At 33.8% G+C, this 25,707-nt stretch carries 25 protein-coding genes; 16 read left to right on the top strand and 9 right to left on the bottom strand.

Translation table 11 applies throughout. The features are described from left to right. Nucleotides 1–39 precede the first annotated feature (39 nt). Nucleotides 40–522, top strand: a complete 483-nt coding sequence (locus ACWGOQ_RS08690; RefSeq protein ID WP_452057555.1) for a hypothetical protein — start codon at nt 40–42, stop codon at nt 520–522. Between the two features lie 191 nt (nt 523–713). Continuing rightward, nucleotides 714–2,105, top strand: a complete 1,392-nt coding sequence (gene lpdA, locus ACWGOQ_RS08685; RefSeq protein WP_452057554.1) for a dihydrolipoyl dehydrogenase — start codon at nt 714–716, stop codon at nt 2,103–2,105. A gap of 65 nt (nt 2,106–2,170) precedes the next feature. On the opposite strand, the gene ACWGOQ_RS08680 is transcribed toward lpdA, so the two are convergent. From ACWGOQ_RS08680 to ACWGOQ_RS08670, 3 genes are read right to left on the bottom strand one after another with little or no spacing between them, the layout of a single operon-like run. Continuing rightward, nucleotides 2,171–2,902: a Dph6-related ATP pyrophosphatase gene (locus ACWGOQ_RS08680; RefSeq protein WP_452057553.1), complete on the bottom strand. Its 732-nt coding sequence runs from the start codon at nt 2,900–2,902 to the stop codon at nt 2,171–2,173. Nucleotides 2,903–2,905: 3 nt separating this feature from the next. Next, nucleotides 2,906–3,319: a type II 3-dehydroquinate dehydratase gene (gene aroQ / locus ACWGOQ_RS08675; RefSeq protein ID WP_452057552.1), complete on the bottom strand. Its 414-nt coding sequence runs from the start codon at nt 3,317–3,319 to the stop codon at nt 2,906–2,908. A 2-nt stretch (nt 3,320–3,321) separates the two neighbouring features. Continuing rightward, nucleotides 3,322–3,954, bottom strand: coding sequence for a porin family protein (locus ACWGOQ_RS08670; RefSeq protein ID WP_452057551.1), 633 nt, complete (start codon nt 3,952–3,954; stop codon nt 3,322–3,324). A gap of 224 nt (nt 3,955–4,178) precedes the next feature. Between ACWGOQ_RS08670 and ACWGOQ_RS08665 the strand changes: the two genes are divergently transcribed. Next, nucleotides 4,179–4,712, top strand: a complete 534-nt coding sequence (locus ACWGOQ_RS08665; RefSeq protein WP_452057550.1) for a putative outer membrane beta-barrel protein — start codon at nt 4,179–4,181, stop codon at nt 4,710–4,712. 157 nt (nt 4,713–4,869) lie between these two features. On the opposite strand, the gene ACWGOQ_RS08660 is transcribed toward ACWGOQ_RS08665, so the two are convergent. Further along, complete coding sequence (locus ACWGOQ_RS08660; protein WP_452057549.1) at nt 4,870–5,463, bottom strand: porin family protein; 594 nt, start codon at nt 5,461–5,463, stop codon at nt 4,870–4,872. Nucleotides 5,464–5,664: 201 nt separating this feature from the next. Here ACWGOQ_RS08660 and xerD point away from each other — a divergent pair, with 201 nt between their 5' ends. The 3 genes from xerD to ACWGOQ_RS08645 are packed head-to-tail and all read left to right on the top strand — an operon-like array spanning nt 5,665 to nt 8,459. Continuing rightward, the gene (gene xerD, locus ACWGOQ_RS08655) at nt 5,665–6,561 is read left to right on the top strand and encodes a site-specific tyrosine recombinase XerD (RefSeq protein WP_452057548.1); all 897 of its coding nucleotides are present in this window, start codon (nt 5,665–5,667) and stop codon (nt 6,559–6,561) included. A 1-nt stretch (nt 6,562) separates the two neighbouring features. Then, nucleotides 6,563–7,519 (top strand): hypothetical protein, encoded by a 957-nt coding sequence (locus ACWGOQ_RS08650; protein WP_452057547.1) that lies wholly within the window; start codon nt 6,563–6,565, stop codon nt 7,517–7,519. Then, nucleotides 7,509–8,459 carry a leucine-rich repeat domain-containing protein gene (locus tag ACWGOQ_RS08645; RefSeq protein WP_452057546.1) on the top strand — a complete coding sequence of 317 codons (951 nt, stop codon included), beginning with the start codon at nt 7,509–7,511 and terminating at the stop codon, nt 8,457–8,459. Before ACWGOQ_RS08650 ends, ACWGOQ_RS08645 begins: the two co-directional genes overlap by 11 nt. 51 nt (nt 8,460–8,510) lie before the next feature. Here the strand turns inward: ACWGOQ_RS08645 and ACWGOQ_RS08640 are convergent, their stop codons facing one another. Beyond that, a complete protein-coding gene (locus ACWGOQ_RS08640; protein ID WP_452057545.1) occupies nt 8,511–9,374 on the bottom strand; it encodes an anti-sigma factor in 864 nt (287 codons plus the stop codon). A 106-nt stretch (nt 9,375–9,480) separates the two neighbouring features. Continuing rightward, nucleotides 9,481–11,019: an NAD(P)H-hydrate dehydratase gene (locus tag ACWGOQ_RS08635; RefSeq protein ID WP_452057544.1), complete on the bottom strand. Its 1,539-nt coding sequence runs from the start codon at nt 11,017–11,019 to the stop codon at nt 9,481–9,483. A 403-nt stretch (nt 11,020–11,422) separates the two neighbouring features. Between ACWGOQ_RS08635 and thrA the strand changes: the two genes are divergently transcribed. From thrA to thrC, 4 genes are all read left to right on the top strand, one after another. Beyond that, nucleotides 11,423–13,867: a bifunctional aspartate kinase/homoserine dehydrogenase I gene (gene thrA / locus ACWGOQ_RS08630; RefSeq protein ID WP_452057543.1), complete on the top strand. Its 2,445-nt coding sequence runs from the start codon at nt 11,423–11,425 to the stop codon at nt 13,865–13,867. A 179-nt stretch (nt 13,868–14,046) separates the two neighbouring features. After that, nucleotides 14,047–14,970: a homoserine kinase gene (locus ACWGOQ_RS08625; RefSeq protein ID WP_452057542.1), complete on the top strand. Its 924-nt coding sequence runs from the start codon at nt 14,047–14,049 to the stop codon at nt 14,968–14,970. Nucleotide 14,971: 1 nt separating this feature from the next. After that, nucleotides 14,972–15,337 carry a RidA family protein gene (locus ACWGOQ_RS08620; protein WP_452057541.1) on the top strand — a complete coding sequence of 122 codons (366 nt, stop codon included), beginning with the start codon at nt 14,972–14,974 and terminating at the stop codon, nt 15,335–15,337. Nucleotides 15,338–15,354: 17 nt separating this feature from the next. Then, on the top strand, nt 15,355–16,644 hold the full coding sequence (gene thrC, locus ACWGOQ_RS08615; RefSeq protein WP_452057540.1) for a threonine synthase: 1,290 nt from the start codon (nt 15,355–15,357) through the stop codon (nt 16,642–16,644). 43 nt (nt 16,645–16,687) lie between these two features. Here thrC and ACWGOQ_RS08610 read toward each other — a convergent pair whose 3' ends face one another. Then, entirely contained in the window at nt 16,688–17,572 is an 885-nt protein-coding gene (locus tag ACWGOQ_RS08610; RefSeq protein WP_452057539.1) for a M28 family metallopeptidase, read from the bottom strand. A gap of 106 nt (nt 17,573–17,678) precedes the next feature. Between ACWGOQ_RS08610 and ACWGOQ_RS08605 the strand changes: the two genes are divergently transcribed. The 5 genes from ACWGOQ_RS08605 to ACWGOQ_RS08585 all read left to right on the top strand — a co-directional run bounded on the left by ACWGOQ_RS08605 (nt 17,679) and on the right by ACWGOQ_RS08585 (nt 22,448). Then, nucleotides 17,679–18,269: a hypothetical protein gene (locus tag ACWGOQ_RS08605; protein WP_452057538.1), complete on the top strand. Its 591-nt coding sequence runs from the start codon at nt 17,679–17,681 to the stop codon at nt 18,267–18,269. A gap of 93 nt (nt 18,270–18,362) precedes the next feature. Beyond that, nucleotides 18,363–19,394 carry a glutathione synthase gene (gshB, locus tag ACWGOQ_RS08600; RefSeq protein ID WP_452057537.1) on the top strand — a complete coding sequence of 344 codons (1,032 nt, stop codon included), beginning with the start codon at nt 18,363–18,365 and terminating at the stop codon, nt 19,392–19,394. Then, the gene (locus tag ACWGOQ_RS08595; protein ID WP_452057949.1) at nt 19,387–20,223 is read left to right on the top strand and encodes an N-formylglutamate amidohydrolase; all 837 of its coding nucleotides are present in this window, start codon (nt 19,387–19,389) and stop codon (nt 20,221–20,223) included. Before gshB ends, ACWGOQ_RS08595 begins: the two co-directional genes overlap by 8 nt. A 49-nt stretch (nt 20,224–20,272) precedes the next feature. Beyond that, nucleotides 20,273–21,430 carry a peptidase MATCAP family protein gene (locus ACWGOQ_RS08590; protein ID WP_452057536.1) on the top strand — a complete coding sequence of 386 codons (1,158 nt, stop codon included), beginning with the start codon at nt 20,273–20,275 and terminating at the stop codon, nt 21,428–21,430. Nucleotides 21,431–21,491: 61 nt separating this feature from the next. Further along, a complete protein-coding gene (locus tag ACWGOQ_RS08585) occupies nt 21,492–22,448 on the top strand; it encodes a DUF547 domain-containing protein (protein ID WP_452057535.1) in 957 nt (318 codons plus the stop codon). Here ACWGOQ_RS08585 and ACWGOQ_RS08580 read toward each other — a convergent pair. Continuing rightward, nucleotides 22,445–23,569 (bottom strand): metallophosphoesterase family protein, encoded by a 1,125-nt coding sequence (locus tag ACWGOQ_RS08580; protein WP_452057534.1) that lies wholly within the window; start codon nt 23,567–23,569, stop codon nt 22,445–22,447. The two genes, ACWGOQ_RS08585 and ACWGOQ_RS08580, sit on opposite strands and share 4 nt — an antisense overlap. Before the next feature lie 89 nt (nt 23,570–23,658). Beyond that, nucleotides 23,659–24,264: a hypothetical protein gene (locus ACWGOQ_RS08575; RefSeq protein ID WP_452057533.1), complete on the bottom strand. Its 606-nt coding sequence runs from the start codon at nt 24,262–24,264 to the stop codon at nt 23,659–23,661. A gap of 673 nt (nt 24,265–24,937) precedes the next feature. On the opposite strand from ACWGOQ_RS08575, the gene ACWGOQ_RS08570 reads away from it, so the two are divergent. Further along, on the top strand, nt 24,938–25,678 hold the full coding sequence (locus ACWGOQ_RS08570) for an SDR family oxidoreductase (RefSeq protein ID WP_452057532.1): 741 nt from the start codon (nt 24,938–24,940) through the stop codon (nt 25,676–25,678). The last annotated feature ends 29 nt before the right edge of the window (nt 25,679–25,707 follow it).

Raw genomic sequence — 25,707 nt, 5'->3', positions numbered from 1 at the left:
AATTATATTTAATATCAAAACAATAAACAATTACACATTATGAAAAAGATTTTCACACTATTATTGCTATCAACATTAGTATTCACTTCTTGCGTCAATGACGATGATGTAGATTTCGATACGATTGGGCTAACATTCGAATTCACTTCAAACTTCAATGCTGGGAATGGCTATGCTGACCGTTTCTTTTTTAATGAAAACATTTTTGATTCAGACGTTGTATTAGTTTATCGGTTGGAAGCAGTCAATAATGGTTTAGATGTTTGGGAACCTCTACCTACAGCAACTATTTTTATTGATGATGGAAATGGAGGCGAGATTACAGTTCTCTATCGTTATAATTTCACTTCAGGTGATGTAGATGTATTACTAGAAAGCAATGCTCCGGATTTAGTTCCTGCTGATTTAACTAATAATCAAACGTTTAGAGTTGTCGTTGTACCATCAGCATTTGCAGAAAACACAGATATCAATCTACAAGATTTTAACGAAGTTTCAAAAGCACTGAATCTTGAGTTTTAAATCGTAAAAAAATAAATAATTTATTTTACTATTCTAAAAACATAGGGAAATTCAAAAAAAATTAACACTATCCTAACGATAGTGTTTTTTTGTACTTTCTATTATAGTATGATTATAAAAACGGAAAATACAAATCCCTTTTTGATTAACTGAATTATCCGTAAATTCGTGTCTTCAAAAAATTCACATTTATGAGCGCATATGATATTATCGTATTAGGAAGTGGACCTGGTGGTTATGTTACTGCTATCAGAGCTTCTCAATTAGGGTTTAAAACTGCTATTATCGAAAAGGAAAGTCTTGGAGGTGTTTGTTTAAATTGGGGGTGTATACCCACAAAAGCACTATTAAAAAGTGCTCAAGTATTCGATTACTTAAAACACGCTTCTGATTATGGTTTAACCGTTGAGAAATTTGATAAAGATTTTGATGCAGTGGTAAAACGTAGTCGTGGCGTAGCAGAAGGAATGAGCAAAGGTGTACAATTCCTCATGAAGAAGAACAAAATTGATGTAATTGAAGGCTTTGGTAAATTAAAAGCACGTAATAAAGTTACCGTTACCGACAAAGATGAGAAAGCTACCGATTATGAAGCTAAACATATTATTGTAGCTACAGGAGCCAGATCAAGAGAATTACCAAACTTGCCACAAGATGGTAAGAAGGTAATTGGATATAGAAAAGCTATGACTTTAGAGTCTCAACCTAAAAAAATGATTGTAGTAGGTTCTGGAGCAATTGGTGTAGAATTTGCCCATTTTTATAATGCAATGGGAACGGAAGTTACTATTGTAGAATTCTTACCAAATCTGGTCCCGTTAGAAGATGAAGAAGTCTCTAAGCAATTCGAGAGAAGCTTCAAGAAAGCTGGAATAAAGGTAATGATTAATTCTTCTGTAGAAAGTGTGGATACTAGTGGTGATGGAGTTAAAGCAACCGTAAAAACTAAAAAAGGAGAAGAAACTCTTGAAGCAGATGTCGTACTATCTGCCGTTGGAATTAAAACGAATATCGAAAATATAGGATTAGAAGAATTAGGTATCGCTACTGATCGTGATAAAATTGTGGTAAACGACTGGTATCAGACTAACATTCCTGGCATTTATGCTATTGGTGATGTTGTATCCGGTCCTGCGTTAGCGCACGTAGCTTCTGCAGAAGGTATTACCTGTGTAGAAAAAATAGCGGGTATGCACGTAGAAGCGATTGATTATGGTAATATTCCAGGATGTACGTATGCATCTCCGGAGATTGCTAGCGTAGGGATGACAGAAAAACAAGCTAAAGAAGCTGGCTACGATATTAAAGTGGGAAAATTTCCTTTTTCGGCTTCAGGTAAAGCGAGTGCTGCAGGAACCAAAGACGGTTTTGTAAAAGTGATTTTTGATGCTAAATATGGAGAATGGCTTGGATGTCATATGATCGGAGCGGGAGTTACTGATATGATCGCAGAAGCCGTGTTAGGAAGAAAACTAGAAACAACAGGGCACGAAGTGCTAAAAACTGTGCATCCACATCCAACGATGAGTGAAGCAGTGATGGAAGCTGTGGCCGATGCCTATGATGAAGTGATACATTTGTAATAAAACACCTATAAAATTTTAGTAAAAAACACCTTATAAAAAATGTAAGGTGTTTTTTTATGCAGTTATTTAGGTATCAAATCGCAGTACCAAAATGATGAATCCCAATTTTTATGGGCTTCATCATCTGTAAAACAATTATCAGAATCATCCTCTGATCGCGTGTAGCTACGAAGCACCTTCTCTCCTATTTCAAAACGAATCGGATAATCAAATATAGGACCATCAAAAACAAAGGTATGAAATTCACCATTTTCTCCACATACGTCTACATTGGCAGGCAATTCTTCTAGAAAATGTTGATCTATAATTCTACCGCAGAAAGATTTATCAAGATATTTTGCATTTACACAAACGGTTATTGCCTTAAAGCCTAAGGACATAAACTCTTCTAATAGTTCTTTAGTGTTTTTTTTCCATAATGGAAATACTCCTTGAATTCCTATTTTTCTTAATTGCTCCTCACGATAACTTCTCAAATCTTGTAAAAAAATATCTCCAAAAACACCGTGTGTAAATCCTTCTTCCTTTAATTGAGAAACAGCTTCAAACATCTCTTTATCATACAATTCCATAGAGACATCTTTAGGAAGATTCACTTCCTGAAATGGCAAATTAATGCTTTCTACTTGTTGATAAAGGAGTTCTTGCCTCAGACCGTGCATAGTAACTCGTTTATAATCAGAATTAATCGTGGTGAATAGTTTGTCAACCTCAATTTCTTTTTCTTTCGAAATCAGATAAAGAGCCATGGCAGAATCTTTTCCGCTACTCCAATTTAAATAAGCTTTGTTCATTTCTTAAAGAAAACTTTGAATTGCTAGCGTATAACTCTGTAAACCAAAACCAAGAATAACGCCTTTCGCGTTTGGAGAAATATAGGATTGATGTCTAAACTCTTCTCTGCTAAATGTATTGGAAATATGCACCTCTAATACAGGCACATCTATTGCCTTTATTGCATCTCCTATTCCGATAGAAGTATGAGTGTATGCTCCTGCATTCAAAATAACACCATCGTATATATCCGCTGCTTCCTGAATTTGGGTAATTAACTCTCCTTCTATATTTGATTGAAAATACCCTAATTCTACATCTCTAAATTTCATTTGTAATTCTGAAAAAAAATCTTCAAAAGACTGATTTCCATATACATCAGGCTCTCTTTTGCCTAAAAGGTTTAAGTTGGGACCATTAATTATTAAAAGCTTCATTTTTATTGCTCTTGTATGATTCTTCGATTATTTTTTGTCTTAAATAAATATCCTACAGATACTTGTGCAACAGAATTCCTGTTTGCTATGTCTATCACTCCGGTATCATTTATATTAGTCAGACCTAAATTATAGCGTAACTGAAAAAACAAACCACTTTCTAACTTATAACCAACGCCAAATGCCCAGCTAATATCGAGATCATTGAAGGCATCAAAGAAAGGATCATTATCAGGAATATCGTCATTACTGACAGATGTTAATAACGAAAACTGAGGTCCCGTCTCTAGACTTATAGTGTTTGTTATATAGGTTTTTGTAATTATCGGTAACGAAAAATAATTTAAACTTATTTTTTGCTCTTGGTCTCCTACTTGTACTTTATAACCCTGTGTAGCATATAATAATTCCCCTTGAATAAAAAATTTACTTGAAATGGGATACTCTACTACAGCTCCCAGGTGAATCCGAACTCTAGCTTCTGTATCATCCGTATCACCCAAAATACTTGTATAATTAATACCTCCTTTAAATCCTGCTCTTGCATACAATGGATTTTCATCTTCTATTTTCTGCGCATAACCAGAAATACAACCGAAGATGATTAGTATACCTATCAAAATATTTCTCTTCATATTCATGAAAATAAGTTAATAATCAAAAGTAGCTTTATTTTTTAGAACAAGATAAAAGGAAATTAAAAAACATTAACAAATGCTAAAAACACTATAATAGTTATCCAAACTAATAAATTATTTATTTTACTAGTCTTCAAGTTTAGTATTCCCTGAAAACAGTGATATTTTTCTTTTTTCATTTCTATAAATTTGCTGTATTAATACATAAACAAACAATTATCATGAAAAAATTAATTTTAACTGCATTAGCAGTATGTAGCTTAACTTTTGTTAATGCTCAAGATGGAGAACAAACCGCTAAAGGAAAGTGGTTAATTGAAGCAAACACCAATTTTGGCGCTGCACACACAGCAAATACTGGTATTCAATTCGTGACTTTCTCTGACGACGCTGGATCTGCCTTTAATCTTGGACTGGAAGGTGGTTATTTCATCATTGATAACCTTGCTTTAAAAGCTGGGTTGGGGTATGGATCGGTTAAAGCAAATTCTGACGCGGATGCGGTTGACAGGTTTAGTTACAAAATCGGTGCTAAGTATTATATTATAGGTTCTATACCTGTACAGGTTGACTATAGTGGAGTAAGTAGTGATGCTGATGAGGATCCTTCTTTCTTCGGTATTCAAGGGGGATATGCATTTTTTATCGGAGATAACGTAAGTATCGAACCTGGCATAAGATATAATCTTAGCTTAAATGATGACTTCTTTACCGATGCGTTTCAACTAAATGTTGGATTTGCGATTCATTTATAAAAACTTGTCAAATCACTTTTTTTAAGATGTTTTTACTTTTTTAGTAACCCTATGTGGTACTAATCTAGGACTAATTATAAATTTTAGAGAAACATCCTAAGAAACCCCCATTATTGCTGAAATAATGGGGGTTTTATTTATAACTATCACTGACTCTTTAAAACTTATATCCTACAGAAAATTGTAATACAGAGTTTTTGATTTTGAAATCATCAGCATCATCTTCGTCATTAATGTTCGAAAGTCCTAGATTATATCTTCCTTGAAAAAATAACCCCATATCTAACTGATATCCAAGTCCAAAATTTGCACCTAAATCAACACCATTTAAGAACTCATCAATATCTTCTTCCTCATCAATACCATTCCCTTCGGCTTTTCCTTTGGCAGATACAAGAAATCCTACCTGAGGACCAGCTTCAATACTTAACCCGGATGCTACATAATATTTGAACATTAAAGGTAAATTAATGTAACTTAAATTAGTTTTAAAATCTACACCAAAGTCTTCTGATTGAGATCCTTGAGCAGAATATAACAATTCCGGTTGAAAAGCAAACTTTTCCGCGATAGGGATTTCAACTACTGCACCTAAATGGAAAGCAATTCTAGAATCCTCATCTTCTACGTCACCAGTTAAATTTGAGACATTTAAACCAGCTTTAGCACCAAATCTTACTTTTTCTTCTTGAGCCGTTACACCTGAAGTAACTGCTCCGAATAATACGACAAATAATAGTTTTTTAATCATTGTTTGTTTTTTATAGTTTTTATAATAATGTCGCCAAAAATATGTTTTTTACCGATATAATACACAAAAAAAAAACAACAAAAATGTAAATCACACCCTATTTTAATTTCTTATTATACTATAATTCATTCATTTTGAAAAAGTTATAAATCTATAAAAGACAGGTACTATTTCATCTAATCTTTTTAATATCTTAGAACGATGAAATGGAGTCACGCTATAAAAGATTATAAACATTATTTACGAATCGAAAGAGGGCTTTCTGATAATTCAATTATCAACTATAATTTGGATGTTCAACGATTGATAACGTTTCTTGAAGAAAACGATATACAAACCACGCCACTTTCTATAGAAAAAAGCACACTACAACAGTTTATCTATGAAACAGCAAAACTGGTAAATGCAAGATCTCAGGCTCGTATCATTTCTGGTTTAAAAAGTTTTTTCAATTATTTGGTATTTGAGGACTATAGAGATACCAACCCTATGGAACTTATAGAAGCACCAAAAATTGGAAGAAAATTGCCTGATACCCTTGCTATAGAAGAGATTGATACGATCATTTCTCAGATCGATCTTAGCAAACCAGAAGGAGAACGCAACAAAGCAATTATAGAAACGCTTTATGGATGTGGACTTCGGGTTAGCGAATTAATTAATTTAAAGCTCTCTGATCTTTTCTTTGATGAAGGTTTTATAAGTGTAACAGGAAAAGGAGATAAACAACGATTTGTTCCTATTGGAGAGGTGACCCAGAAATACATCGATATTTATAAAAAAGAAATAAGAAACCATCTTAATATCCAAAAAGGACACGAAGATACGTTGTTTTTAAATCGAAGGGGAAAGCAACTTACAAGAGCTATGATATTTACGATTGTCAAACGACTTGTTGAAAAGGCGGGAATACATAAAAATATAAGCCCACATACGTTCAGGCACTCTTTTGCTACACATCTATTAGAGAATGGAGCAGATCTAAGAGCTATACAACTAATGCTAGGTCATGAAAGTATTACAACTACAGAAATATATATGCATATCGACAGAAGTCATTTAAGCGAAGTCATCAATACATATCACCCTAGAAGATAATATGCATACAAAAAGCTTAAAAAGACTAATAGTAAGTATTGTAATATTGAGTAATTCGTATATCTGTGCACAGAAACTCCAAGCTGATGGGGGTGTATTGATAAAAGCAGAAATCACCATTGGTAATCAAAATCAATGGCTAAAATTAGGAGCTTATAGTTTTGGAACTCTAAATTATGGTGATATTTCTATGGAAAGTGGGGTGTCTTTTGCTTCGTATCAGTTCTTAAAGCGTCATACCGTTAAAACTTCTGGATTAGCATACTCTTATGAGTTGTTCACTCTAGCCGGTATTGGTAAAAACAGTAATTTGCTAGGATCCTCAGTTTCTAATATGAATACTTCAATTATTTTCAATCCCAAAGGAAAAAGTGGATTTAATGGGTTGGGGTTTGGTTTTAGTAAAGATTATTTACCAAAATCACTAAAATCTTTTGGAATAAGACGCGGTGCATTTCTTATGCGTTTTAGTAATGCCGATTACAATATACATCTTTCCTTTCAGAATGATTTTAGCATAGGGCTATTTAAGGGATCAGGAACTGATTATGGTGTTACAGGTTCCTTGGATATGGGTTTTACAAAAATTGTAGACACGCAAACCGCCCAAAAATTAGGAATTGGAATTGATTTGTTTACTCCTAGACCAAATTATAGTATTTCCCCAAGAAATAGCATGAATTCTGATGATGGACGTAAAAATGTTTGGTTTACTTTACCTCCTTTTCAAGAGCTATTTTATGGAAATGTAAACGCCTACGCTACTTATCAGAAAAATGATTTCTCTATACACACTAAATTTGGGATGAACAGTCAAAAAACAGGAGCATACATTCAAAATAAACTTCACGATGGTTTGGGGTTAAATCCCAGATTTCCGTGGCACGTGCAACGTAAAGGTAAGATATATATAGAAGCTACTGGGAACCTGTTTCTAAATACAATGAATGATGACTAAAGGAAAAATAATATATCTCTTTTGTATCTTTTTACTACTAGGTAGTTGTTCTACCTACACTACATTTTATGGAAAAACGTATAGTGAGATTACTGCAGAAAACAAGAACAAGGCTTATCGTCTGGACCTAAGCTATCAAGGATTGAAGACATTACCTGATGCGGTAGACAGTATACAAGATCTGAGAATGATTAATCTAAGTAATAACACCGCATTAAATTTAGATCAAACACTTAAAAAATTAGCAATACATAAAAATCTGAAAATTTTAATTCTTGATAGTTTGGATATCAAAGAAATCCCAACATCCATAAAACTATTTCCAAATCTAAAACAAATTTCATTAGTAGATAACCCTAACCTTGATTTGAAACAAGTAATTGACCAAATTTCAGAATTACCTGTTGAATTTTTGAATCTTAAAAATACCAAGCTTACAAAACTACCTGAAAACATTTCTAAACTAACTCATCTTAGAGACCTTAATTTATCTTATAATTCCATCAACGACCTTACTAGTTATGTATATCTGGGAAAACTACCTGAACTATATTCTCTATGGCTTGATCATAATGAATTACAAACATTCCCAAAAACCATCGGGAGGCTGAGACAAGTTCGTTTTTTATACATTGATCATAACCATTTAAAGGAACTCCCAGAACAGTTAAAAGAAATGAGAAAAGTATGGGTGATTCATGCAGGCTATAACCAATTTGAAGAACTCCCTCCTATTTTTTCAAAAATGAAATCATTACTTATGGTACATATCAATAATAATCAGATTCGAAGTATTCCGGAAGCATATGAAACAGAAAAATATCCACTAGCCGGGCTACTTTTGGACAATAATTCACTTTCTGACAAAGAGATCAAAAAAGCTAAAAAAACTTTTAACGGGTTCTTCTTATTGTCTTTTGAACAAAAAGCCTATAAATAAACAAATAAATCCCGATATCTATCGGGATTTATTTGTTTATGTTTCCATTTACTATCGTAAAACACGACCAAATGGAGCATTGTTAGTTGCTGATATATCATTAATAGCAGGAGCTACATTTTGCCCTGCCATTCCACTTAAAGGTTTTACGAAAAATGGTGTTGCCTGATCATAATCTGGAAAAGGCTCTATTGAGATAACCACTGTTTTTCCACGAACATCACCATCGGCTGGAAAAGTAAGTCCCTGAGGAGCACTATTTAAAAAATCTTCTCCAGGATAATTTGGTGAAGGACCATTACCACTATAAGGAGATGCGTCATCAAAATTATCAACATCGCTAAAAGTTCCGGTTGTTACCGGAATATTATTAAACACAACCCAACCTTCATATTTCCAACCATCTGTAAGCGTTGGTAAATTTAAACCAGCTACGGTTTGTACACCGCTTGGATCTTCAAACCAAATACCAAATTCATCATTATCTGGTACATTGTCTGTAGGAGTAGCCATCACAAACTTTCCAGAAACCGAAGAAAAATCTCCTACTACAGTATTAACATTAACCTGTGCAACATTTCCACTGAAAAGCCCACTCAATAATTTTGTTTTAGAAGGATCTGGATCCGAATCATTTGGTGGCTCAACTGATAAAATAAATTCTGTTGCGTCCTCTAAATTGGAAGTAATCACCGAAAAAGTTAACGAATTTGCCGCACTATTAAACTTCCCTGTAGAAATAGGTTCTCCATCTACAATCAGCCAGCCTTCATATGTCGCACCATTAGTTAACACTTCTAAACCAATAAGTTCTAAGGTTAAATTAGAAACCGGTGGACCATCATCACTCGAACAGGAAACTCCTAATAATCCCAAGGCAATTGTTGCCATTACCATCATCTTTTTTGTCATCATTTTTTGCTTTTTAATTAATGAAATAAAATTATACAAATCATCGGTAATCATAACTATAAAAAGTAAACAAAATTGTACGTGAAAACCATTATTTTTTAAAGTAGAATCAGGCTTGAGGTTGTTGTGCTTGTTCTGGTTTTTTAAACAGTTCTAAATATGATTTTCCTATATAAGAAATAAGATCACTTGCCAATAACCCTTGATACCCTGTTTCCTGGATTGCTAAATCCCCTGCACTACCATGCAAGTATACTCCAAAAATTGAAGCACGTAACGGATCATATCCCTGAGAAATTAATCCAGTAATAATTCCGGTCAACACATCACCGCTTCCTGCAGTTGCCATTCCGGGATTTCCCGAAGTATTTACATATATCTCTTCTTGATAAATAACTAATGAATTAGCCCCTTTAATTACTACTATACAATCATTTTTTTTGGAAAATTCTTGGGTCTTCTCTATTTTATCGAAATCATCTTTCCAATCCCCAACTAAACGTTTTAATTCACCAGGATGAGGAGTAAGTACAGTCTGTTCGGGCAAATATTGTAACAAATCTGGTTTTTTTGATAGTATATTAATACCGTCTGCATCAATGACTAACTTGGTTTTGTTTCCTTTTAAAAATTCACCAAATGCATCAATAGTTTTATCTCTGGTTCCCAATCCAATACCAACTCCAATAACAGACGGATTAAGCTCAAATGTTATTTTGGATATATAATTATTTTCTACATCAGTGATCACCATCGCTTCAGGAACTGAAGTTTGCATAATTTCGTATCCACATTCTGGGACATATGCAGTTGCCAAACCTGCTCCTGTTCGTAATGCGGATTTTGTAGCCAGTACCACACTTCCTACTTTTCCATAACTACCGCCTATTAATAAACTATGCCCATAAGTACCTTTATGTGCATATTTGTATCGTGGTTTATACAATGATAGGACTTCATTTTTAGCTACCAGTTCAGCCTGTCCACGTGTCTGTGTAATAAAATCTCTGTTCAACCCGATATCAATAACTTCCAGGTCTTGAGAATATTGACCTGTCTCTGGCAAGAAAAATAGTAATTTTGGTAATTGAAAAGTTACGGTAGTGGTTGCATACATAACGCCTTTGGGATCGTCAGGAGCCTTGTGTCCGTATAATCCTGAGGGGATGTCTATGGATAAGGTAAAACATCTGGAAGCATTGATATGTTTGATCAACTTGATAACCCACGGTAATAATGGTCTATTAAGTCCTATACCAAAAATGGCATCAATTACCATGTCTTGCTGTTTGATCTCTGGCAAATCTTCTTCTGACTTAAGTTGTATAGGCCATTCTGAAACGATCGCTTTCAATCGATCATAATTCGATAAAAAATCTTCAGACCGCTTATCACTAAAATTAACAATATATGTTTTTACATGATATCCGTGTTCTACTAACAATCTCGAAATTACCAAACCGTCGCCTCCATTATTGCCAATGCCGCAAAACACATGAATAGGTATTGGAGCTCCTTGTAATCGTTGATGTAAAACATTGAATATTTGAGTTGCAGCTCTTTCCATCAAATCTAAAGAGGTAATCTTTTGAGATTGAATCGTTATTTCGTCTGCTTGTCGCATTTGATCAGCGGAAAATATCTTCACAAGTTTAAATTTTAGTATGATGGAACCATACACTTCAAAAATACAATAACACTCTAAATCTTATTTTTTTTAAGAATGCTTTAACGAATCTTTATTTAAATTAAAAGATCAATAAAAGTTTATGATTACCACCGATTTTATTTTGTTCAAAAGTAAAAAATTATACATTTGGACTTAAATATAAAGCAAATTAATGTTTAGTACAGTTTTAGTCGCGGTTCTACTTTTCTTGTTAGGAACAACAACAGCTTTTGCTTATACTTCATTTACTTGTACCACAGCTTTAACGATTACCCTTAGGGGTTCTTTATTTATATCTCGCAGAATTTAAGTAAGTAGTTTGTTTTATACGTAAAGAAATTACCGAAAAGTCTTATCAATTACATTATTTAAAAAATATATTATGAACGTTCTAAAATTTGGGGGTTCTTCAGTTGCAAATGCAGCGACCATAGAAAAAGTTATCAAAATCATCGAAAATCAATCCAGAAACAAGCCGGTTTATGTAGTTGTTTCTGCTCTTGGTGGTATTACAGATCTTCTCATACAAGCCGGAAAAGAGGCTTCTTCAAACAATGAAAAATATAAAAACACCCTTGTTACTATAGAGCACAGGCATCTGGAGGCAATAAAAGAGCTTATTCCGGTGGTTTCACAAAGTTCTGTTATTAGTAAAGTTAAATCAGAACTCAACAAACTAGAGTCTTTATGCGAAGGTGTCTACCTTTTAAGTGAGTTATCTCCGAAAACCGAATCTGTACTAGCTAGTTTTGGTGAAATGTTATCATCATTTATAATCGCTGAAGCTGTAAAAGTAAAAGGCTTAGATATCGTTCTCAAAGACACAAGAGACTACATCATAACCACAGATGCAGTAAAAGTTACGATAGATTACGAAGAGACTAATTTCAGAATACACCGTTATGCACAGGATAACAAACATCAGATTAGTTTGTTTCCCGGGTTTGTTGCAAGAACGTACGATGGAGAACCAACTACCCTAGGAAGAGGAGGTTCTGATTTTACAGCTGCTATTTTAGCATCTGCGGTTCAAGCTGATATATTACAAATTTGGACAGATGTTAGTGGGATGTATACGGCAAATCCAAAATTAGTAAAACAAGCAAAACCCGTAGCACATATATCATATCAGGAAGCGATGGAATTATCTCACTTTGGAGCCAAAGTGATCTATCCACCTACTATTCATCCCGTTTTAGACAAAAATATTCCAATTGTCATCAAAAATACCTTCGAACCCGAAGATGCAGGGACTTTAATTACAAGAGAAGTTACTAATAGACCTAAACCAGTTACAGGAATAAGCCATATCGATAATATTGCAGTTATATCTCTGGAAGGAAGTGGTATGGTTGGAATACCAGGATTTTCTAAGCGATTATTTGAAGCATTGTTTCTCGAAAATATTAACGTTATTCTGATTACTCAGGCTTCTTCTGAGCATTCTATTTGTTTGGCTGTTGATGAACAAGATGCAGAAAAAGCGAAAATGGTTTTGGACACCGCTTTCGAATTCGAGATCACAAAACATAGAGTGGATCCTGTAAAAATTGAACACGAGGCTGCTATCGTGGCGCTAGTAGGTGATAATATGTACCACCACCAAGGATTAAGCGGTAAAATGTTTAGTACACTTGGTAAAAACAACGTCAATATACGAGCGATAGCCCAAGGAGCATCAGAAAAAAATATTTCTGTAGTTATCGGAAAAAAAGATATAAAGAAAGCACTTAATATTTTACACGAACGCTTTTTTGAAGTAAAAACAAAACAATTAAACCTGTTCGTTACAGGTGTCGGTAACGTTGGGAGTAAATTACTCTCACAATTAGAACAACAGAAAAACTATTTAAAAGAAAAATTAAGACTAAAAATACGTGTTGTTGGGATTTCTAATTCAAGAACAATGATTTTCGACGAACATGGTATACAACTTAGTTTCTGGAAAGAAAGACTCGCTCAGGGAGAAAAAGCTGATTCTGAAACATTTTTCAATACAGCCAAAAAAATGAATATTCGTAATTCTATTTTTGTGGATAATACAGCAAATCCAGCTATAGCAAAAGTTTATAAACATTACTTAGCAGAAAGCATAGCCGTGGTAACTTGTAATAAAATTGCCTGTGCTGATGAATACGCTAACTATTCTGAACTTCAAGAACTCTCTCGTAAATTTAGCTCTTCTTTTCTTTATGAAACCAACGTTGGTGCTGGGTTACCAATTATTGATACATTAAACAACCTTATTGCTTCTGGAGATCACGTACATAAAATTCAGGCAGTATTATCCGGAAGTCTTAATTTTGTATTTAACAACTACAAAAAAGGAGTGAATTTCTATGATGTGGTGAAACAAGCACAAGAAGAAGGATACACAGAACCAGATCCAAAAATCGATCTCAGTGGTGTTGATGTGGCAAGAAAAATACTAATTTTAGCTCGTGAAAGTGGAAATATCATGGAGTTAGAAGATATTCAAAAAGAAGCTTTTCTACCTGAGGAAAGCATGGAAACGAACAATGTAGCTGACTTTTTTGAATCACTTAAGGCAAACGAACCCCTTTTTGAAGAAATTCTTGATAAAGCCAATAAAAAAGATTGTCGTTTAAAATATGTCGCACAATATGAGGATGGAAACGCCAAAGTAGGTTTGCAGCACATCCCGGCAGATCATCCTTTTTATAATTTGGAAGGAAGCGATAATATAGTCCTTTTTTATACCGATCGTTACCCAAAACAACCGCTTATTGTAAAGGGTGCGGGTGCCGGTGCCGAAGTAACAGCTTCAGGGATTTTTGCAGATATTATCAGAATTGGCAAAAAATAAAGAGACTGTAATAAAATTGGTAGTGAGTGGTCTACAATAAAAAAACCAAATCATTATTAACGCAATAAAATGAAGAATTCTGATATATTTGAAAGGATTCGTTATCACTTTAAGCAGTGTTCGCATACACTGAAAGAGATAATTTTTTTATCCATCTTAAAAATTAAGTAACATATTTGATGAAAAGTATAAAGATCTTTACTCCTGCTACTGTTGCCAATCTCTCCTGCGGTTTTGATGTACTTGGTTGCTGCCTGGATACTGTAGGAGATGAAATGACCATCTCTTTACATTCAGAACCAGGGGTCAGCATTACTAAAATTGAAGGAGCTGATTTACCCTTAGACACAAAAAAGAATGTCGCAGGTGTTGCTGTCGAAGCACTTTTAAAGAATTACAAGGATAACATAGGTGTACATATTGAGATTTATAAAAAAATAAAAGCAGGTAGCGGTATAGGAAGTAGTGCTGCAAGCAGTGCAGGAGCCGTCTGGGCAGTAAATCACCTTCTAAATCACCCTTTTTCTCTACATAAATTGATAGAGTTTGCGATGGAAGGTGAAAAACTTGCAAGTGGTAATGCACATGCTGATAATGTTGCTCCTGCCCTTTTAGGTGGATTTACGTTGGTCAGAAGTTATGATCCATTAGATATTATAAAACTCAACACTCCTAAGGATCTGATTATGACTGTGATCCATCCCCAAATTGAAGTAAAAACCTCGGATGCCAGATCTGTTATTAAACAAAATGTAACACTAAAACAGGCGATTCGTCAATGGGGAAATGTAGGTGGTTTTGTATCAGGATTGTTTACAGAAGATTATGAACTTATTGGTCGCAGCCTGGAAGATGTGATTATAGAGCCCTTAAGATCTATATTGATTCCTGAATTTAAGAACGTTAAAAACGAAGCTATTGCTCAGGGTGCTCTGGGATGTGGGATTTCGGGTTCAGGACCATCTATTTTCGCATTAAGCAAAGGTATGGAAACAGCAAAAAAAGTTGCAGAAGCAATTAGAGAAGTGTATACCAAAACCGGTATTGACTTTGATATTCATATTTCTAAAATCAATACCGAAGGAATTAAAATAATTAATTGATATGCAAGAAATCAAAAAAATTGCTACAGGTGCTCCCTGGGAAACTATGGTGGGATACTCCAGAGCTATAAAAATTGGTAATATAATCGAGGTTTCGGGTACAACGGCACCGGGATCAAATGAATATGAACAAACAGTAGCGATTATTAAATCAGTAAAAAAAGTACTCCTTGAATTAGGTGTTGATCTGCCTAATGTAATTCGAACCAGAATATACTGTACAGATATTACGAAGTGGGAAGAAATTGGAAAAGCACACGGAGCTTTTTTTGAGAAGATAAAACCAGTTACCACCATGGTCGAAGTATCAAAATTAATTGATCCAAAGATATTGGTAGAAATAGAATTTTCTGCTATAGTTTCATAAAACAAGACAGCACATTCATGCAATATTACAGTTTACATCATAACGCCCCGCAGGTTTCTTTTTCAGAAGCAGTTATTAAGGGCCTAGCTCCAGATAAAGGATTATATTTTCCTGAAAGTATCACTCCTCTACCTACATCATTCTTTGATAAAATTGAAAATTTAGACACCATCGAAATTGCATATCAAACCATTAAGCAATTTGTGAGCGATGAGATACCAGAAACTGAATTGAGAGACATCCTAATGGATGTGTTAAGTTTTGATTTTCCTGTAGTTGATATTCAAGAAAACATAGGAACCTTAGAACTTTTTCACGGTCCAACAATGGCTTTTAAGGATGTTGGTGCTAGATTCATGGCACGTTGTCTAGGCTATTTTAATCGAAATAATGATGATAAAGTCACCGTACTCGTTGCAACTTCTGGAGACACGGGAGGCGCTGTTGCAAAAGGTTTTTTAGGAGTAAAGGGTGTGGATGTAGTGATTTTATATCCATCCGGAAAAGTGAGCGATATACAAGAACGTCAACTTACCACTTTGGGACAAAATATTACTGCTCTCGAAGTAGATGGTGTGTTTGATGATTGCCAGGATATGGTAAAAAAAGCCTTTTTAGATAAGACCATCACCGACCATATGCAATTGACTTCGGCCAATTCGATCAATATCGCACGATGGTTGCCACAGTTATTTTATTTCGTTTTTGCTTATAAACAACTAAAAAATAAAGGTAAAGACATTGTTTTTTCGGTTCCGAGTGGTAATTTTGGTAATATCTGTGCGGGCATTGTGGCACATAAATTAGGACTACCGGTCAAACACTTCATTGCTGCTACAAATGTAAATGACACCGTGGTTAGGTATATGGAGACATCTGAGTATGATCCAAAGCCTTCAAAGGCCACTATCTCTAATGCTATGGATGTTGGTAATCCAAGTAATTTTATAAGAATTCAACAATTATTTAATAATAATTTCGAGTTACTAAAGAACAATTTTTCTGCTTACAGTTTTGATGATCCTACGACCAGAAAAGCTATGAAAGATATCTTTAAAAAAGCCAAATATGTAGCGGATCCACATGGAGCTGTGGGTTATTTAGGTTTACAGAAATACAACCTGCAAGAAGACGAATATGGTGTTTTTCTGGAAACTGCACACCCTGTGAAATTTCTGGATATTGTAGAAGAAACTTTAGAAACAAAAATTTCGATACCTGAACAAATTCAAAAAGTACTACATAAGGAAAAGGTACGCATCAAAATAGATGATTATGACAGACTAAAAGAGTTCTTACTAACATAAAAAGTTAGAGAGAACTCTTTAAAATATCATTTCTAAAAACTATTTACTTCGATAATGATTTCATCACTTTGTAGACAATCTCTGATGTAGATGCTAAATACTTGAAATTAACGGTTGTATATTTATCTTCAGTCTGATGTACATATGGCGAGTTATCTCCATTCATTAGTTCGGCGGTAATCGTGATCGTATCATATCCTAAGGTTGAAAACACTCTTGTTTCTGGTGTAGAAACCCTTCTCTTAAAAACAGGGACACCAGACTCTAATCGATATGCAGATTCTAAACTTATATTAGAAGCCAATAATTCTATGGCTCTATCCTCGTCATTATCCCATCCTACATAATCTACGCGATGCATAGAGTTTACATTATACTTATCATCTTGTAATTTTTTAACAAACATTCTACAGCCGATCATATTTGTTTCTTGTTGATCAAAAAACACAATCATAAAGTTGATATTTCTATTTGCCAACTTTGTCAACTTTTCTGCAACATAAAGGGTTAATGCTATACCGGTTGCATTATGAACAGCTCCCGGACTATCCTCTGCAGTGTCGTAATGCGCTCCAAGCACTATATATTCGTCGCTACCGTTAGTTGCCGGAATTTCTGCATAGATGTTGGCTCCACTATATTGTTTTCCTTTTTTATCCTGAACATTGTAGGTATTTCGTTTAGGTTTAATCCCAATTTCTTTTAAAGAATTGAATAAGTAATCCGCTGTAATTCTTCTTTCCGAAGTACTAGAACGGCTTGATAACTTTTTCTTACCTTTTATAGGTGTATGTCCGGTAAGTTTACCAACTATATCTTTTTGAATATTAATTATTTCTGCTTCTTTAGCATCATCTAATGATTGTGCCATTGAAACCTGAACGCAAAAAATAAGTAGTAGTAATGTTTTAAACTTATATAGTTTCATTTTTAAATTTTTGTATTCGTATTTTTCCTTCCTTATAACAAATTTATAAAAAACAATACATAGTTTTACAAATAGTATTCTTATTGCTTAAAATAACTGTCTCTAAATGAGAAATTCAAAAACTATACCATTTTTTACCATTCTTTTTTTAATCGTTGTGCAATGTAAAAAAGTACCTGCCGATTTTAACATTTTGTCTGCTCCGGATAACTGGAGAAAAGAGACCATAGCATTTCCATTATCATTTGCTCAGTCACTTGATCATAAAGGTACAGAATATGTTCGATTTGCTCCTGGTTGGGGAAAACAAGGTTCTGATGAGTATTTTTCTTATTCGTTTCTTTGGTATCTGGAAAACGATCCACAACTTTCCAGTAGTAACTTAGAATCGCAACTAGCTGTTTATTTTGATGGCTTGATGCAAGAATTTTCAACAACTAATGCTTCCCGAGCAGCAGCCATTCCAAAAACAACAGCTTTTTTTGAAAAAATTAATAATCATACTTATGCTGGTAAAGTTTTAACGTATGATGCTTTTATCACAAAAAAGGAATTGAATTTAAACATCGTGGCAACCTACATGTATTGTAAAAAAACAGATAGACATATAATACAATTTAAAATTTCTCCACAACCAATCGCTCATGCTGTTTGGAATAAATTAAATGAAGTAATCATAAATATAGACTGTATTTGATATTTTTAGAAGATGAACATTATAAGTTTTACTACTTTTCTAAGTTTCTAAGCACAAAATTTATTATTTTTCTTTTTTAAAATATAATTTATAATGAACGTTTGTTTTCTAATGTATCCATGGGAAGAAATAGACCCAGAAAACGATACTAGTCTTACATTAATACATGAATTTGCAAAAAGAGGACATGGAGTTGCTGTGGCAACACCATCCAATCTTACCATAAGGGACAGTGTAACCTATTCCTTTTGTAAAGTCATGAATCGACAAGAGAAAATTTCATCTTCTATGAAGTCCTTCTATATGAAAACAACGTTTAGGGATGAAATGTTGCCGTTGGCAGGGTTTGATGCTATTGTTTTACGAAGCAACCCTCCTTTGGATATGATTATGCTTAATTTTTTGGATTCCATAAAGGATGATGTTTTTATTATGAACGATATTGACGGAATCAGAAGATCGAACAATAAACTTTATACAGCTGCCTTTGATGATATTGACACTCATTTTATTCCACGAACACACGTAACTAAAAACAAGGATTATTTAATTAATATGATTAAAGAGTCTACCAGTGATAAAATGATTCTGAAACCACTTAATGGTTTTGGAGGTTCTGGTGTTATTTTAATAGAAAAGCGAGCTATGACCAGTATCCGATCTCTGTTAGATTTCTATATAGATAATAAAGATGGCACTACTAATTATGTAATTCTTCAGGATTATATAGAAGGTGCTGATCAAGGAGATGTTCGTGTTTTAATTCTTAATGGAAAACCCATAGGTGCTATGCGCAGAATTCCGGGAGAAGATGATCATCGATCTAATGTTACGGCAGGAGGTTCTGTGGTGAAACACTCATTAACTAAACAAGAAAAAGAACTATGCCGTTTAATTGGTCCCAAACTGGTTAAAGATGGACTATACTTTGTTGGTATTGATGTCATAAACGGTATGTTGGTAGAGGTTAATGTGATGAGTCCTGGTGGAATTACATATATCAATAAAAAATACAAAATAAGATTACAGGAAAAAGTGGTTGACTTTATTGAAGATAAAGTGGTTCAAAGAGTAAATAGATTTGATAGAAAAGCAAAACTTAGAAAAACCGTAGATGATGCGTAAGCTTTCTGTAAAAGATTTGCTCCATAAAATACAGGGTGAAGAACCTTTTCATGCTGTTGCCGAAGATTACTCTTTTACACTAAAGATCACTTCATATTCCTACTACATTTGTGGAGCCATACACGACGGTCATCAATTTCGAAAAGAACTCTGGGATAACTGTCTCCATACAGAATATGAGCGCTGGTATGAAGAGGATCCCGCCACTAGACAAATGGTACAAAATCATCCTATTGTAATCGCAGGTTGTGATTCCAGATTTGAATATGATCTTAATCGAGATCCGGAAAATGCTATTTATGAAGATGCGTGGGGAAAACAATTGTGGAAAAGCACCCTTACACCTGAATCCAAAAAGCGATCACTACAAAAGCATTCCAATTTTTATAAAGTCGTTCACGCTTTAGTGACCAAAATAGAATCTAAATATGGGGCTGCTATTGTATACGACATGCATTCTTATAACTGGAGACGCTGGGGTCGAGAAGTTCCAGTAGTGAATCTAGGGACTTCAAATATTGACAATGATCGTTTTTCTGTATTGGCTGCATCTTGGTGTGAAAATTTATCAAATATAAAACTGCCTAACAATGCGAAAATAACTACTGCTATTAACGATACTTTTCAAGGAAATGGATACTTTCTTAAATACATCACTAGTCATTTTAATCATACGTTAGTGCTGGCTACAGAGTTTTCAAAAATTTATTGCCACGAATTAGAATATATTATATATCCAGAAGTTGTGCATACCATTGAACAAGAACTAAAATCCAGAATCCCTGAGCACGCATTATTGTTTTATCAAAGCTTTATTGATCCAACGTAGTGTTTCTGAAAAGTTATTCTATTATTTTTGCCATTAATAAAATACATATATGATCAAAGATGTTGTAGACACATACACGGATTTGTTTGAAATTGATCAAAATCTGGACAAATTGGTAAAGAATATTGAACTTCTTAACTACCTGAATCCATTGAATATCGAACAGGAAAAAAAGAGCTTTTTTGCAAGTAAATACCGTTTCAACCCAAAATTTAACTATAGAAAGATAAAATTCGACCCTTATAAATTACAAGGCCTGTTTTTTAATCAGCAATTAGAAAGAATTAAAGATGAAGAGATCCGATCTTTATACCAAGATATTATTTATGAATACGCTGGTTTGATTCAATGTATAGAAACTATTGGAAGTGGAAAAAATTTTTATTACAACTCTTTAAAAGTTTTTGGTACCCCAAAAGAACGTGATGTGGAAAATGCACGTTTCATTCTTCATTTCGAAGATGAACAACCCGGTGAAGAATTTGCTAAAAAGCATTCAGCATTAGATGCTGAAGCATATTTTAGAAAATTTGCAGAGCGGTATGACTTTAATTTTAATATCAAAAAATCAACACACATTTCGGCATCCGCAATGGTTTTAAATGCTTCTGAAACGTTGGTTTTAAAGAAAAACTATGCGTTCAGTGGTAATGAGTTGCAAGTATTAGCAAATCACGAAATTGGGGTACATATGGTAACGACCTTTAATGGAAAGAGTCAGCCACTCAAAATATTTTCTAATGGTTTTGTAAAGAACACAGAAACACAAGAAGGTTTAGCTGTTTTTAGTGAATTTATGTCTGGATGTTTAACGCTGAAACGCATGAAAGAGTTGGCGTATCGGGTTATTGCAGCAGATAGTCTCATAAAAGGATATGATTTTAAAGATACCTTTGATCTACTCTATAGCCAATATAAATTAGATAGGGAAACTGCATGGCAAATTACACTGAGAGTTCATCGTGGAGGTGGATTTACTAAAGATTATTTGTATCTAACGGGACTTAAAAAAATATACGATTACTACCATAATAATAAAGATATGAGTCTTTTGCTTACTGGTAAGGTTACACTCGAAAACAAAAGTGATATTAAGAGATTACAAGAATTAGGTCTTGCTATACCAGGAGCACATATAACAGATTCTTATGAGCAAAACCTGAATGCAAATCAAAAATTAGATTTTATTTTAAGTAATCTAAAATAGATTTTCGGAATATTTTTTAAAATAAAAAGAGTAATTTGAAATCTCATCTAAATTTTATCGTATGCAAAAGGTTTTCTTCTTATTAACGATTCTTTTGATTGTAGCGTGTGCTCCTGATAAAAAAAGAAACACCAATACTACTTCTGAACATACGAACGTTACGGATACCTCCATTACCTATATTGATGTAAAGGATGCGGTAGTTAACGATACGAGAAGTAATAATCAAGAAATCAAAGATTCTATTTTAGCTACTGGCGAGTTAGAGGCACCCAAAAAAGAAATTGTGAATACTAAAAATGTTTTGAAGAAAACGACTCCATTAAAAGAAGTAATAAAAGAAAAGGAGATCAAATCAGATATAAAAAAGATGCTACCTGATCATTCTGATTGGAATTATTTAACCAAAAAATATGTGTCTTCCAGCGGAAAAGTTAATTATAAGGGTTTTAAAACAGAAATTTCCAAAGTTGAAGCATACCTGGACCATTTGAAGCTTACATCTGTTCAGAAGGACTGGACGAAAAATGAAAAGTTAGCCTATTGGTTTAATTTGTATAATGCTGCCACCATTTATTTGGTTACTACTCATTATCCGATACAAAGCATTAAAGATATTAATGGCGGAAAACCATGGGATAAAAAGTTTATAAAATCCGGAGATAAAATCTATTCTTTAAATCAAATAGAAAACACCATTGTTCGTCCCAATTTTGATGAGCCCAGACTTCATGTTGCTTTCAATTGTGCAGCGATTTCGTGCCCTAAATTATTAAATGAAGCCTTCACTCCTACTAAACTTACTACGCAACTCAATCAATTAGCAACATCGTGGATCAATGATGCAACAAAAAACAAGATTACTAATAACAGCTTAGAAATTAGTAAAATATTTGAATGGTATGTTGTTGACTTTAAAAAAGGTGTGATCCCGTTTATTAACCAATATGCAATAACAAAAGTCCAGGAACCTGCAAAAATTCAATATTTAAAATATAACTGGGAACTGAATGACTAATGTAAGGTATATGGGTTTTGATTAGGAGACCAGGTTAGCGTAGTACTATCCCGAACTTTCATCATATTCTTAGGTACATCTTGATAGTAGGGATTTCCTTTATCAAAACCTATGGAAACAAAACGAACTTCTCCACTACTCATAATTTGAATCGTACTGTAACCAAAAAAAGGAGCCGGTCCATCGCTTCCTCCATTTCCTGCAATGATTTGATACGTGCCTTTTCCATTTGGCTGCATTCGTTGGTAATCGTGAACGTGAGCAGATAGCATGGCTACTACGTTATTTTTTTGTAATTCTGACCAAAGAACCGGACCTTCAGGAAATCCTTTATGTCCTGTCTCAGGTTTTCCATCCACATAATATGGTTTATGTCCTAATACGAAAATATGATCAATATCCGGATTTTGCTTGTATCCTTCTATTTGACTTACGATCCACTCTGTAGGTATTAATCCTTCAACACCATAGGGTTTCTGTTTAGTTGGCGGATTATAGGTATCTGTATTCATTACCACAAATCCTACATTGTCTCGCCTAAAAGAAAATGTCATTTGATTCACCAGACTATCATTTCCAGTAATATAATTTCTATCTGCTGGCATATAAGGATTCATATATTTCATCCAGACTTCTGTAGAACCTGCTAAGGGATATTCTTTATCGTCCTTAGCATTATAAAATAACATCTCGTGATTTCCAGGAATAGCAACCAGTTCTATTCCCGCGTCGCTGATTTTACTAAAAGTTTTGTCTTCATAAACGTCTACCCAAGCTTTTAATTGAGTTTCTAAATTGATTATATCTGATTCTGCCAATACCAAATCGCCTAAAAAAAAGAGTAGTGATGACTTTTGTTTCTGGCAGGTTATATCATTAAATATGCGTTTCAAAACAGAAAGATTAGCTGTAGATGCATTCGTTGCGGTTTTATTATGCCAATCACTATACTGAACTCTGTTACATCCAACCAATGAAAAACTTAGCAGAACAGAATCCTTCACCATTTCAATATCTTCTGACGCAATTTCTTTGATCTTAATTTTGTTGTGTTTATTACAACTACTACTTACAATCGCTAAAATTAATACTAAAACCAATTTAATTTTCAATATAATCACAGCATTATCTTTTGTGAGCATTAAATCTACTAAGAACACGCGGTTTATCTATGCGTATAAATACTTGTTTATAGACATATGAACTCGAATTACGTTCCAGACAGCCATTCTTCTGTTGCAGGAGCAGGAGGCGGTGGTGGAACGATCCCATAAGAATCTGCCCAAAAATCTCTTCTACAGCTTTTTATAGTATACGATTGCATAAAAGAAAACCACCATTTCTTGAATCCAACATGGTCTTTTAAAATTCGATTATTTTGAACGGAGACTTTTTCTGATTCTTCATCATAGGTAAACGCTAGCTGAAATACAAAGAGATAGTCACTTAACCCCCAGTCGGTTCCGTTATCAATCCATTTACTGGCATAGATCGTATAAATGTATTCTTCTCCATATGGATTATAGAAAATATTAGGTTGGCTTACTGTATACTTTTCGTATATCATTACTTCATCATCTAATATTTCCAAAAGATACGCTAGATTTGGTATATCCACCAAAACCTTTTGCAGCTTTTGAGTATTAGATTCTTTAATAAGTTTTGCTATACTTTCACCCTTTTCTAAACAGGCGAAAACGGCATTTTGATCCATCATGCTTTTATCATTACAAGAGGACACAAAAATTAGTAGTACAAAGAACAAAAAAATATTCTTCAATATACCTGATACCATATATGATTTTAGGAAAGTCATAACTACTCAATTAATCTACCAACTCCTTACCGTGAAAAGGACAGTATTTCCAGGCTCAGTTACATAATTCATTAGCAATAGTCGCTTATTATAAAAATTGGCAACGTATGATACTTACAAAAATATAATTACATAAGATGAAGTGTGGAGTTGCAAACTTACATAATAAACCACTGTAACAATAATTTTATAAGATGGATTCTATAGTTTTAAAAACATGAAAAAAGAACGATATCCTCTCTCTGGCGATTGTTGCTTTCTTACCTGTGATAATGTCTACTTGCTCGTTACTGCAATTTCGTTCTAAGAATATATTGTATTTTTCTTTTCTCTTATAAAATTAACATTGTTCATGTTTTGAAAAATGCCTTTTTGCGAAACCTTACAGGTTTCTTTATAAACAAAAACCACTGGTTGTTACTGTGGAACCCATTTTTTCCTCTTCCGGATTGTCATTAGATAATTTACAGGATTGCATTGAACCCCATGCATATTTAGGTAAAACTAAACTACTTTTCTAAGTATCCAAATCTTTTACAAATACCCTACTCTTTACCCCATATTAAGGGCAAGACTGTACTAAAAAATCGCATTTACATTAACAATAATATCGATTGAATTCACCTAACCCTAAAGTATTAATGAACTTTGGGTAACAACAAAAAAAAATGCTATGAAATTAGAAAAAAGTGTAATCATTATTACAGGTGCTTCTAGCGGAATTGGTGAAGCTACCGCACTAAAACTCGCTAAACACGGTGCAAAAGTAGTACTAACTGCAAGAAGAAAAGAACGCCTAGAAAAATTAAAAAAGAAAATAGAAGATGACGGAGGTGAAGCTTTGGTAGTTACCGGTGATGTTACTAAAAAAGATGATTTTGAAAATGTTGTTTCAAAAACCATAGACGCTTTTGACACGATCCATGTCATCATAAATAATGCCGGGTTAATGCCATTATCATACGTAGAAAAACTTAAAACGGATGAATGGAATACCATGATAGATGTTAACATCAAAGGTGTACTCAATGGCGTATCCGCAGTTTTACCAACCTTAATTAAAAATAAAGGAGGACATATTATTAATATTTCATCCACAGCCGCATATCAATATTTTCCTGGAGGTGCTGTGTATTGTGCTACAAAGGCAGCCGTAAAAATGTTTTCTGAAGGGTTACGAAAAGAACTAGCACCTAAATATGGAATTAATGTTACTTCTATAGAACCAGGCGCGGTGTCGACAGAATTAACAGAAACTATAACAGATCAGGATGTCTTAGATAAATTTTCGGATATGTTGAATATGACAACTTTAGAATCAGAAGACATTGCAGAAGCTATTGTATATGCGTTAACACAACCTGCAAGAGTAAATATAAATGATATTCACGTATTGCCAAGTGAGCAACACTAAGAATTAAGACTCTAAAAAATATTAGTTTA

The organism is Aquimarina ulvae (assembly GCF_053613295.3).
This window is presented reverse-complemented; position numbering and strand designations above follow the sequence as displayed.

Coding starts and splice junctions, on each gene's coding strand:
- ACWGOQ_RS08690 (WP_452057555.1), top strand. CDS start 40: ATGAAAAAGATTTTCACACTATTATTGCTATCAACATTAGTATTCACT.
- lpdA (WP_452057554.1), top strand. CDS start 714: ATGAGCGCATATGATATTATCGTATTAGGAAGTGGACCTGGTGGTTAT.
- ACWGOQ_RS08680 (WP_452057553.1), bottom strand. CDS start 2,902: ATGAACAAAGCTTATTTAAATTGGAGTAGCGGAAAAGATTCTGCCATG.
- aroQ (WP_452057552.1), bottom strand. CDS start 3,319: ATGAAGCTTTTAATAATTAATGGTCCCAACTTAAACCTTTTAGGCAAA.
- ACWGOQ_RS08670 (WP_452057551.1), bottom strand. CDS start 3,954: ATGAAGAGAAATATTTTGATAGGTATACTAATCATCTTCGGTTGTATT.
- ACWGOQ_RS08665 (WP_452057550.1), top strand. CDS start 4,179: ATGAAAAAATTAATTTTAACTGCATTAGCAGTATGTAGCTTAACTTTT.
- ACWGOQ_RS08660 (WP_452057549.1), bottom strand. CDS start 5,463: ATGATTAAAAAACTATTATTTGTCGTATTATTCGGAGCAGTTACTTCA.
- xerD (WP_452057548.1), top strand. CDS start 5,665: ATGAAATGGAGTCACGCTATAAAAGATTATAAACATTATTTACGAATC.
- ACWGOQ_RS08650 (WP_452057547.1), top strand. CDS start 6,563: ATGCATACAAAAAGCTTAAAAAGACTAATAGTAAGTATTGTAATATTG.
- ACWGOQ_RS08645 (WP_452057546.1), top strand. CDS start 7,509: ATGATGACTAAAGGAAAAATAATATATCTCTTTTGTATCTTTTTACTA.
- ACWGOQ_RS08640 (WP_452057545.1), bottom strand. CDS start 9,374: ATGATGACAAAAAAGATGATGGTAATGGCAACAATTGCCTTGGGATTA.
- thrA (WP_452057543.1), top strand. CDS start 11,423: ATGAACGTTCTAAAATTTGGGGGTTCTTCAGTTGCAAATGCAGCGACC.
- ACWGOQ_RS08625 (WP_452057542.1), top strand. CDS start 14,047: ATGAAAAGTATAAAGATCTTTACTCCTGCTACTGTTGCCAATCTCTCC.
- ACWGOQ_RS08620 (WP_452057541.1), top strand. CDS start 14,972: ATGCAAGAAATCAAAAAAATTGCTACAGGTGCTCCCTGGGAAACTATG.
- thrC (WP_452057540.1), top strand. CDS start 15,355: ATGCAATATTACAGTTTACATCATAACGCCCCGCAGGTTTCTTTTTCA.
- ACWGOQ_RS08610 (WP_452057539.1), bottom strand. CDS start 17,572: ATGAAACTATATAAGTTTAAAACATTACTACTACTTATTTTTTGCGTT.
- ACWGOQ_RS08605 (WP_452057538.1), top strand. CDS start 17,679: ATGAGAAATTCAAAAACTATACCATTTTTTACCATTCTTTTTTTAATC.
- gshB (WP_452057537.1), top strand. CDS start 18,363: ATGAACGTTTGTTTTCTAATGTATCCATGGGAAGAAATAGACCCAGAA.
- ACWGOQ_RS08595 (WP_452057949.1), top strand. CDS start 19,387: ATGCGTAAGCTTTCTGTAAAAGATTTGCTCCATAAAATACAGGGTGAA.
- ACWGOQ_RS08590 (WP_452057536.1), top strand. CDS start 20,273: ATGATCAAAGATGTTGTAGACACATACACGGATTTGTTTGAAATTGAT.
- ACWGOQ_RS08585 (WP_452057535.1), top strand. CDS start 21,492: ATGCAAAAGGTTTTCTTCTTATTAACGATTCTTTTGATTGTAGCGTGT.
- ACWGOQ_RS08575 (WP_452057533.1), bottom strand. CDS start 24,264: ATGACTTTCCTAAAATCATATATGGTATCAGGTATATTGAAGAATATT.
- ACWGOQ_RS08570 (WP_452057532.1), top strand. CDS start 24,938: ATGAAATTAGAAAAAAGTGTAATCATTATTACAGGTGCTTCTAGCGGA.